This is a genomic window from Parasphingorhabdus sp., from assembly GCF_036963705.1.
Taxonomy (GTDB): domain Bacteria; phylum Pseudomonadota; class Alphaproteobacteria; order Sphingomonadales; family Sphingomonadaceae; genus Parasphingorhabdus.
The window spans coordinates 57901-65936 of record NZ_JBALUT010000012.1 but is presented as its reverse complement, the minus strand read 5'-3'; the positions used below and the strand labels follow the sequence as shown (position 1 = coordinate 65936).

The 8036-nt window shown below is 57.5% G+C and carries 6 protein-coding genes and 1 pseudogene; 1 reads left to right on the top strand and 6 read right to left on the bottom strand.

All coding sequences use genetic code 11. The features are described 5' to 3' along the window. The 6 genes and pseudogenes from V7680_RS04805 to V7680_RS04780 form a co-directional block, all read right to left on the bottom strand. Positions 1–353, bottom strand: a pseudogene (locus V7680_RS04805) (zinc transporter); the annotation flags it as partial. A gap of 24 nt (positions 354–377) precedes the next feature. Then, positions 378–1943, bottom strand: a complete 1566-nt coding sequence (locus V7680_RS04800) for a class I adenylate-forming enzyme family protein (RefSeq protein WP_335652150.1) — start codon at positions 1941–1943, stop codon at positions 378–380. Between the two features lie 355 nt (positions 1944–2298). Then, positions 2299–2745: a MarR family winged helix-turn-helix transcriptional regulator gene (locus V7680_RS04795; protein WP_335652149.1), complete on the bottom strand. Its 447-nt coding sequence runs from the start codon at positions 2743–2745 to the stop codon at positions 2299–2301. Between the two features lie 11 nt (positions 2746–2756). Beyond that, on the bottom strand, positions 2757–3884 hold the full coding sequence (locus V7680_RS04790) for an Acg family FMN-binding oxidoreductase (RefSeq protein ID WP_335652148.1): 1128 nt from the start codon (positions 3882–3884) through the stop codon (positions 2757–2759). A 237-nt stretch (positions 3885–4121) separates the two neighbouring features. Further along, positions 4122–4613, bottom strand: a complete 492-nt coding sequence (locus V7680_RS04785) for a hypothetical protein (RefSeq protein WP_335652147.1) — start codon at positions 4611–4613, stop codon at positions 4122–4124. Positions 4614–4797: 184 nt separating this feature from the next. Beyond that, positions 4798–5199, bottom strand: a complete 402-nt coding sequence (locus tag V7680_RS04780; protein WP_335652146.1) for a PaaI family thioesterase — start codon at positions 5197–5199, stop codon at positions 4798–4800. 285 nt (positions 5200–5484) lie between these two features. Here V7680_RS04780 and gyrB point away from each other — a divergent pair, with 285 nt between their 5' ends. Then, positions 5485–8001, top strand: coding sequence for a DNA topoisomerase (ATP-hydrolyzing) subunit B (gene gyrB / locus V7680_RS04775; RefSeq protein WP_335652145.1), 2517 nt, complete (start codon positions 5485–5487; stop codon positions 7999–8001). Positions 8002–8036: the final 35 nt, after the last annotated feature.

Genomic DNA, 8036 nt, shown 5'->3' with positions numbered 1-8036 from the left:
GGCGCAGCCCCGATCAGGGCGACCCCGAGCGCCAGATTTTCCGGCACACCGTCGAGCGTGATCGCTGCGAGCAAACCGCCGCCGCCTTCCGCTCCCCATTTTTCATCGATCCAGTAATCGACGCCAGAGAATACAGCCGCTCCGGCCGCAACCGCGCCCAGCCCGACCCAGAGATTGCTTTGCTCAATGGCGGGCTCGATCATCTCGCTGACCAGCGAGACGACCAGCGCTCCGCCGGCCAAGGCAATCACGAAACCTTCGGTCTTGCTCGATAATTTGCCGTAAATGCCCCAGAACGCGCCCGCAATCAGCGCCGCCGAAACAACCGCCACTACAAGAAAGGTCATCAACATGGATTGATAACACCTCTTCGCAAACTAGGTTGCCTCGACCATATCCCTGAGCTCTGTCTTCAATATCTTGCCGATATGGCTGCGCGGCAGTTCGTCGATCAGGCGCAGTTCGGAGACCCGCTGGGTCTTTCCGAGATTCACATTGGTCGCCGCCTTCAGCCCCTCGAGGTCAAGCGTCACGCCCGCTTCGGCCACGACAAAACCGACCGGAGTCTCGCCCCATTGCCGCGACGCCACGCCGATGACTGCAGCATCGGCTACACCCGGCTGCGCCATCAAAGCTTCTTCGAGATCGCGTGGATAGATGTTGAAGCCGCCCGAGATGATCATATCCTTGGACCGGCCCATCAAAGTGATGAAACCGTCTTCGTCGACCTTGCCGATATCGCCCATCCGCTGCCAGCGATCGCCATTGTCATCATACCAGCTGGCTTCCTCGGTCTTCTCCGGCTGGTTCTGATAGCCGGACATCATCGTCTGCGACCGGCCGACCAGTTCACCCATTTCGCCGGGAGGCAGTTGCTTCAGATCTTCATCAACCGTGATCACCTCGCTGCCGCCCCAGGCGATACCGACCGTGTGCAATTTGTCGGGATGTTCGTGGGCCAGCAGGAGGCAGACCACTCCGCCCTCGGTCATCGAGTAAATCTCGATCAGGCCACCGGGCATCCGCTTGAGGACCTCTGCCTTCAGCTCCGCCGAGAAAGGCGCGCTGGTGCAATATTTATGGGTCAGGCTGCTCAGGTCAAAATCGTCAAAGCCCTCATAATCCATCAGCCGCTGATATTGCACCGGCACCAGCATCGTGTGGCTCGCCCGGTGCTCCTGCGCCAGTTCCAGCCAGCGCTGGCAATCAAACTTGCCCATCAGCAAAATCGTGCCGCCATAGGCAATGGTCGGCGTGAACAGCGCCAGAGTGGTGTTCGAATAAAGCGGGGTCGACAACAGGGTCACCTGCCCCGGCTTGCCATATCCCGTGGCCTCGCCAACGGCCGATTGATACCAGCGCATCTGGCGGCTGTGAACGATACCCTTTGGCGTGCCGGTGGTGCCGCTGGAATAGATGATATTATAGGGATCGCTTGGTCCGACGCCAGTGTCGGCGGGAAGTGTGCCTTGCGGCGCCATCCAGTCAAAAATCATCGGCGCATCGTCAACCGCGCCATCCATCATGACATGCTTGAGCGGCGGCAATTCTTCCCCGCTCTCGAGAAGCTCCGCTCGCTTCGCCCTGTCGATAAACAGATGCATGGCGCCGCTGTCGCGCATCATGTTGGCAAGCTGTTTCGGCGTCGCCGATGTCGTCAGTGGTGCGGCACAACCGCCCGCGACAACCGCGCCGAGATAGGCCAGCGCATAGCGGATCGTGGTGGTCCCGAGGATCGCAACCGCCTGCCCCTTTTGCAGCCCGTCCGCCTGCAGCTGCGCCGCGATGCGGTTCACCCGCGACGCGGTCTCCGCCCAGTCGAGCTTCTCCTGCCCGTCATCCAGCGCGATCCGGTCAGGCTGGTTTATGGCATGCGCGTTGATGAGATCGGCGATTTGGCCGAAGGGTTGTTCGAGATAGCGATTGGGATCTATATGTTTCATCAAACGATTAATTCCGCATATCGGCTTGAGATGCAATCGCTTTCCGCGCTGTTCCTTCTTTAGAACAGATTGGGAAGATTTTCACGCGAAGCCGCGAAGGCGCTAAGAGTGATGGTTATTGACGATACGGCGGAGAACTATTGTGAATGCTGGCGCACTGAAATTCAACAATGTAGCCGGATCACCGTCATTCCGAGGAGCGCAGCGACGGGGCAATCCTGACCTTCACTGCCCCAATCGCCGACCTCTTCGCGCCTTCACGTCTTCGCGTGATAAAATTTCACTCATATGCATTTAGCACAAAAGTGGCTGTTTAGCTCGCCCTACCAATGGACCGTTGCGGTCATCCACACGGCTAGTCGCGCAACCGGTCGAGCTTCGCGCGGACGTCTTGCAATAAGGGTAGCAAGGCCTCCAAAGTCTCGGATGACAACACAGAAACCGCGTCCGCCATCGGCCCCGCCAGCCGCTGCAAGCATAGATCGCGCATCTTTTCACCCGCAGCCGTAACCGATACCAGCTTGCTGCGCCCATCGCCAGGATCCGGCTTGATCGTTACCAGCCCTGCTTTGTCCAAACGCGCCAGAGTGCTGGTCATGGTCGGGCGGGTGATCTGAAAAGCGCTAGCCAGCTGTGCCGGTGATCGTTGCTCGTGGCCCAGACGAGCGAAATGGTTGAGCACGGTGAACTGCGCGATGGTCATGCCCTTGGGCAGCACAGCAGCGAAGGCCGCGCTGGTCAATTGATTGATTATGCCAATCTCGTTGAAAACCTTAAAGGCCAGCGGGTCTCTGTCACTCACTTTGGCTGCGTCTAATCTATATGTGTTGCGAGCGGCCAGCGCGGGCTGGGACCGATTGTCGGCCCATAACCAACACGGGCGAGCATCTGGACCCGCTCTTCACCATTTGCGCCGAGCAGCTTGTGCACTTCGCGATAAGCGCCGGATACTTCTTCATATTCCTGCAGACTCTGGCTCATCGGATGCATCGCTAGACCTAATTGCGTTGCCTGCAGATTGGCGCGGACATATTGACGGCCCGCCTCTATCTGGTCTGCGCGCCCATTGCCCGGTGTGGTAATCCAGATCAGCGATGGCACCGACCCATAGGTTTCTCGCATTTGCTCGAGACCAATAGCAAAGGCCTGACTGTTCATATCCGCCAACTGCGCGCGGTCGATTTGTCCGGCGACAATACCCGCCTCGACCATCGGTCCGCTAATATCAATCCCGTCGGGATTGGCATCGACTTGCTTATAGCCAATCCGCATCAGGTCCACGCTCTCCCTATGGGGTCCCGGAGTCGTCATTTCGATCTCGATCGCCTTGAGGATTTGAGTCCGCAACTGCGCTACAAATTCCGGGTCCGCGGAAAAGGCGCCGCCATCCAGAACGATGGTTTCAAGCTGAATGTCCTTCACATTTTTCGCTGGATCATAGACCTCCTTGTTCGACCGCCGCTGGGTGATCGCGGAATATAGATGGTCGCTTTCCAAACCCTCCACCTTGGCGAATTTCACTCGTGCGACTACAGCTTCATCGAGCCGGGGCTGCGCCGCTCCACCAGGAAATAATTCTGCCTCCATGACGTATCCGCGTTCCGACGCGGCGATACGGGCAACCTCCAGAAAGGTACCAAAGCCGATGGTGATTTGCCGGTCAAACGGATCTGTCACCGGTAAGCGCTTGGCAGGATCGCAGCTGATCTCGGCTTCGTCTTCACCAATCAGACGGATGACCCAGGGCTGTCGATTATGCGGATTGGGCGCGAGGATGGCATGGCGAAATGCGTCGAGCCGGATATCTTCGGGCGGCTGACCATCGAGACTCCACGGCGCATAAGCGGTTTGCGGCATTCTGGTAACCCGCCAGACCCCGCCGGCACTAACGAGCGCGAGACCACCGAGGCCTGCGCCTAAAACCATCCTGCGACTGACCATGTCCGTTTCTCCCGCTCAATTAGATTACAACCTATATAGTTCGATATCTAACTAAATGCAAATAGCCTCAGTATTGGAGGGCCGGGCGTCTGATTCCGAGAGCGTCGTCATCCCGGCGCAGACTGGGATCCATAGCACATTTCGGGGACAGACAGAGATTGGGTTAGTCCCCGCTTTCGCTGAGGCGACGATTTGAGTGAGAGAAAGCTATGATTGGGATTCAGACCATATCTGAAACTAGCCCGCGACCAGCACCACAAACAGGCTTTCCACCCAGCCGCTCTTGCACGGGCCGTCATAATTGCGCTTGGCACGGACCGGAGAGGATACGCCGCAATCGATGGCGCTAGAGGCATCCGACCCTGCTGACTTGTCATAGACGATTCCAAACCATTGCTGGTCGTGGCTGCGGGTGCAGATATAGACGGTCTGGCCGGGCGAGAGGCTGTCGATTTTTTCTGCCGAATCAAACGGCGCGCTGAGCACCGCCAGCGAGCCGCTGACATGACCGCCGACTTCGCCGACCGACTGGCAGGCATCGAACCGAGGCCCGCCTTCACCAATCCGCACGGCCTTGGCCGATGGACCGGTCACGACCCGCTCGGTCCGGCCGGTCGGATTGTCGAGATAGGAACCGCTTTCAGCCAAATCATCGCTGACCTTGGTGGATTCGGAGCAGGCGGCAGTGGCCATACACAAAAGGGAGGCGGCAAAGAGGGTTCTGATCATCGCAGAGGTTTAGCGCAAAAACGGGTCCTTTGGGAAGCTGCGAATAAATTGAGGCGGAACACCGTTCGTACTGAGCCTGTCGAAGCACCTGCGCGGTCTCCAGCGTCCTTTGACAAGCTCAGTACGAACGGCGCGTAGCCAAGCCTTTCACGAGATTAGCACAAACGGATGGTTTAGCTCCGCATCACAGCACAATCTGGGTCTGGGTCACCACCGCCACCAGCGTGCCGTCTTCCAGGGTGATTTTTGTCTGCCAAACCGACTGGCGACGGCCGGCCTTGAACGGCGTTGCTTCGCCATAGACGATGCTGCCTTCCGGCGCAGCGTTGAGGAAATTGGTCTTGCTCTCGGATGTCGTGGTGCCGTTCGATCCTTCTGGCAGATTGGCAAAGCCGCCAAAGGCGCCCAAAACATCGGCAAATGTCATCACCGCACCACCATGGATGCTCGGACTGCCACGCCCATTGCTGGCGGTGCAAATCTCCGGCCGGACCAGCATTTCGCCGCACACTTTCTCCTTGTCCATGGAGGTGATGATTATGCCCATAGTCTTGGCAAAAGGGACCATATCGGCTGGATTTGTCATGAATTTGGTCCTGTTCCAATTTGATTCACGCGATGGCTGCGAAGCAGCTGAGAACCCACGGATGTCGCACAAAGCCACGAAGCCGCAAAGAGGTTTTGGCAGATTATTGAATCACCTTCCTCCACCTCCATTTTTGGCCTCGATTACTGATAACGTTTGCGCCTTTGTGGGAGAATTTTTCCCTCAATCCGAAATCGCTATAAATCTCTGATATTAAATGATTTTAATATCGTAAATTCCTACATTTTCCTTGGGTTTGACGGCTCCAGCGGCTATGGTCTCGCGATGAGTGATATTACAGAAAACGAAACGCCGGAAGATGCTTCCAAGTCTTCCAATCAAAACGAATATGGTGCCGATTCCATCAAGGTTCTCAAGGGCCTGGATGCGGTTCGCAAACGGCCTGGCATGTATATCGGCGACACCGATGACGGCAGTGGTCTCCACCATATGGTGTTCGAGGTTTCGGACAACGCGATCGACGAAGCCCTCGCCGGCCATTGCGACCTGATCCTGATCACCCTCAACGCCGACGGCAGCGTCTCGGTCGAGGACAATGGCCGCGGCATTCCTACCGGGATGCACACCGAAGAAGGCGTCTCCGCAGCCGAGGTCATCATGACCCAGCTCCACGCCGGCGGCAAGTTCGAGAATACCTCCGACGATAATGCCTACAAGGTCTCCGGCGGCCTCCACGGCGTCGGCGTGTCGGTGGTCAACGCCTTGTCCGAATGGCTGGAACTGGATATCTGGCGCGACGGCAAAGAGCATAATATGCGTTTCGAATTTGGTGATGCCGTGCGGCCTCTGGCGGTCGTCGGCGATGCTGCAACTGCTGACAATGCAACCGGGTTCAAAAAGGGCACGAAAGTCACTTTCTTCCCGTCGCCCGCGACGTTCAAGATCACCGAATTCGATTTCGAAAAGCTCGAGCATCGCTACCGCGAGCTCGCGTTCCTCAACAGCGGCGTCCACATCATCCTGCGCGATGCGCGGCATGAAGAAGCGAAAGAAATCGACCTGTTCTACGAAGGCGGGATCGCTGCCTTCGTTCAATATCTCGACCGCAACAAGACACCGCTGGTGCCAGAACCGATCGCCATCCACGGCGACCGCGACGATGTCATCATCGACGTCGCGCTTGAGTGGAACGACAGCTATTATGAAAATGTCCTCTGCTTCACCAATAACATTCCGCAGCGCGACGGCGGCACCCATCTGGCGGCTTTCCGCTCGGCGCTGACCCGGACATTGAACAATTATGCCGAAAGCTCCGGCGCGCTCAAGAAAGAGAAGGTCAAGCTGACCGGCGACGATATGCGCGAAGGACTGACCGCTATTGTCTCTGTCAAACTGCCCGATCCGAAATTCGGTTCACAGACCAAAGACAAGCTGGTTTCATCCGAAGTGCGGCAACCGCTGGAAAGCCTGATGGCCGACAAGCTCGCCGAATGGCTTCAGGAAAATCCGCAAAATGCTTCGATGGTCGTGCAGAAGGTTATCGACGCCGCCGCCGCTCGTGAAGCCGCGAAAAAAGCACGCGAACTGACCCGGCGCAAAGGCGCGATGGATATCGCCTCGCTGCCCGGAAAGCTAGCTGATTGCCGCGAACGCGACGCAACAAAATGCGAACTGTTCCTGGTGGAAGGGGACTCCGCTGGCGGCTCAGCCAAACAGGGTCGGGACAGCCAATATCAGGCTATCCTGCCGCTGAAAGGTAAAATCCTTAACGTCGAGCGCGCCCGCTTTGACCGGATGCTTTCGTCCAAGGAAGTCGGCACGCTGATCCAGGCGATGGGCACCGGCATCGGCCGCGAAGATTTCAATCTGGAAAAGCTGCGCTATCACAAGATCGTCATCATGACCGATGCTGACGTCGACGGCGCGCATATCCGGACATTGCTGCTGACCTTCTTCTATCGCCAGATGCCGGAGATCATATACGGCGGTCATCTCTACATCGCCCAGCCACCGCTCTACAAAGTCGGCAAGGGCAAGAGCGAAGTCTATCTGAAAGACGACAACGCGCTCGACCAGTATCTGGTCGAGGCCGGATTGAACGGCATGATCCTGCAAACCGGCGAAGGCGCGCGCAGCGGCGAAGACCTGCGCGGTCTGATCGAACATGCCCGCCGGATGCGCAGCCTGATGACTTATGTGCCCCGCCGCTATGACAGCACGATTGTCGAAGGCATGGCGCTTACCGGCGCTCTCAATCCCGATCATGGCCATGCCGAACGGCAAGCCGCAGTCGATGCAACCGCCGAGTGGATGGATAAAGTTGACGAGGAAGGCCGCTGGTCTGGGCAGGTTTCGGAAGAAGGCGGCTATCTGTTCCAGCGTTTCTGGCGCGGCGTCACCGATCACCATATCATCGAAGCCAAATTTCTCGAGAGTGCTGAAGGCCGCAAATTGCACCGTCTCGCATCGGAAGAAACCGCGACCTATGGCAGCGGTAGCCGTCTGGTGAAATCGGCCGCGGGCGATGCTGAAAATGGTGATGAAGACATTATCGGTTCCGACGGCACGCTGATCACCCGTCCGTCCGAATTGCTCGATACGGTTATGGCCGCAGGCCGCAAAGGCCTTGCGATTTCACGCTATAAGGGTCTCGGCGAGATGAACGCCGAACAGCTTTGGGAAACAACGCTCGATCCCGAAGTACGGTCACTGCTGCAAGTGACTGTCGAACAGGCCGATGTCACCGATGATATCTTCACCAAACTGATGGGCGAAGTGGTTGAACCCCGGCGCGAGTTCATTGTCGACAATGCTCTCAACGTGGCCAATCTGGACGTTTAACCAGCGCTATGCGGCGAAGGGCGGCTAGACGCCAA

What these genes read in the sequence shown, in the direction of transcription:
- V7680_RS04800 (WP_335652150.1), bottom strand. Translation starts at nt 1,943, where the DNA reads ATGAAACATATAGATCCCAATCGCTATCTCGAACAACCCTTCGGCCAA.
- V7680_RS04790 (WP_335652148.1), bottom strand. Translation starts at nt 3,884, where the DNA reads ATGGTCAGTCGCAGGATGGTTTTAGGCGCAGGCCTCGGTGGTCTCGCG.
- V7680_RS04785 (WP_335652147.1), bottom strand. Translation starts at nt 4,613, where the DNA reads ATGATCAGAACCCTCTTTGCCGCCTCCCTTTTGTGTATGGCCACTGCC.
- V7680_RS04780 (WP_335652146.1), bottom strand. Translation starts at nt 5,199, where the DNA reads ATGACAAATCCAGCCGATATGGTCCCTTTTGCCAAGACTATGGGCATA.
- gyrB (WP_335652145.1), top strand. Translation starts at nt 5,485, where the DNA reads ATGAGTGATATTACAGAAAACGAAACGCCGGAAGATGCTTCCAAGTCT.